The organism is Gottfriedia endophytica (genome assembly GCF_017814275.1).
GTDB lineage: Bacteria > Bacillota > Bacilli > Bacillales > Bacillaceae_G > Gottfriedia > Gottfriedia endophytica.
This window is the reverse complement of the sequence record NZ_JAGIYQ010000034.1, coordinates 1-1,356: the sequence shown is the minus strand read 5'-3', so window position 1 is coordinate 1,356 and position 1,356 is coordinate 1. Positions and strand designations below refer to the sequence as shown.

General features: G+C 33.0%; 2 protein-coding genes. Both read left to right on the top strand.

Annotated elements, in window-relative coordinates:
• Positions 1-73: 73 nt before the first annotated feature.
• Positions 74-373, top strand: coding sequence for a helix-turn-helix domain-containing protein (locus J5Y03_RS19700; protein ID WP_209407700.1), 300 nt, complete (start codon positions 74-76; stop codon positions 371-373).
• Complete coding sequence (locus tag J5Y03_RS19695) at positions 307-1,236, top strand: IS3 family transposase (RefSeq protein ID WP_209407701.1); 930 nt, start codon at positions 307-309, stop codon at positions 1,234-1,236. Before J5Y03_RS19700 ends, J5Y03_RS19695 begins: the two co-directional genes overlap by 67 nt.
• Positions 1,237-1,356 lie beyond the last annotated feature (120 nt).

Genomic DNA, 1,356 nt, shown 5'->3' with positions numbered 1-1,356 from the left:
TAGATTGCACCCCTTAAAGTAGATGTTGAAAAACCCAGAGTTGGGCAACATTGACTTTAAGGGGTGTTTTCTTATGGCGAAAAAAGGTCAGAAGTTCCAAAAATATAGTTTCGAAATTAAAGCTGAAGCAATTCGGTTAAAAGAAGAAGGCTTTTCATATCAACAGATAGCTGACAAATTAAACATTGTTAGTCGTGACACTGTCACTACTTGGTGGATGAAATATCAGAGAGATGGCCATGCATTCCATCTAGATAATAGAGGTCGAAGAAAAGAACATACAGATCTAGAACGATATATTAAGAAATTAGAATTGGAGAATGCTGTTCTAAAAAAGTATCAGGAAATCTTGATGAAGGAGGAAAAAAGTTAAAATTCCATGTCGTTGACATTTTAAGAAATCAATTTAAGGTTGAGGATCTATGCAACTATCTTGGTGTCTCACAAAGTGGTTACTATAAGTTCAAGAAATGTATCAAAGAGAATAAAGATAGTAAATTGAAAGAATTAATTCTGAGATTATATGAGGAATCAGATAAACAATGGGGATACCGGAATATACACATGGAGTTAGTTGAAGAATATCACATGAAAATCAATCATAAACGAGTATATAGATTATGTAGGGAGCTTGGAATTCAATCAATTATTAGGAGAAAGAGAAAATACCCTAACTACAATCAATATAGATTGAAAGAGCCTGAAACAGTTGCCCCTAACCTTCTAAACAGAGATTTTACAGTCGATAAGCCAAATCAAAAATGGGTTACAGATATTACTACCTTCCAAGTTGGAGAAGAGAAAGTACATTTATCAGCCATATTAGATCTGTTTAATAATGAAATTATCGCTTATGAAATGAGTAAAAGTACAGAAACATTATTTGTGGTAAAAACAGTGTACCAAGCAATCCAAAAAGAAAAGGATGTGCAAAATGTTATTCTCCATAGCGACCGGGGAACACAATACACATCCAAACTATACCAAGATACACTGGAAGCTTATGAAATTAAGTCCAGTATGTCTCGACCAGGCAATCCGTATGATAATGCCTGCATTGAAAGTTTCTTTTCACATTTGAAAACAGAAGCCTTCTATCCCTATTCTGTACAAAATGTAGAGGATTTAGAAGTTATTATTCATAAATACATTTTTAAATATAATCATAAGAGAAGACAACGAAGATTAAATAGACTATCTCCAGTTAGCTTTAAGCAACAACAACTGGCTTCTTAAGCATGAATCAAAAAAGAAATTTAACTAAGTAATAGCTCAACATAAAGGCAAAAATAGAGCTATTTCCTGAAGGAAATAACTCTGTTTTTTTTTCATCTCCACTTTTTGGGGTCTTGACCA

What these genes read in the sequence shown, in the direction of transcription:
- J5Y03_RS19700 (WP_209407700.1), top strand. Translation starts at nt 74, where the DNA reads ATGGCGAAAAAAGGTCAGAAGTTCCAAAAATATAGTTTCGAAATTAAA.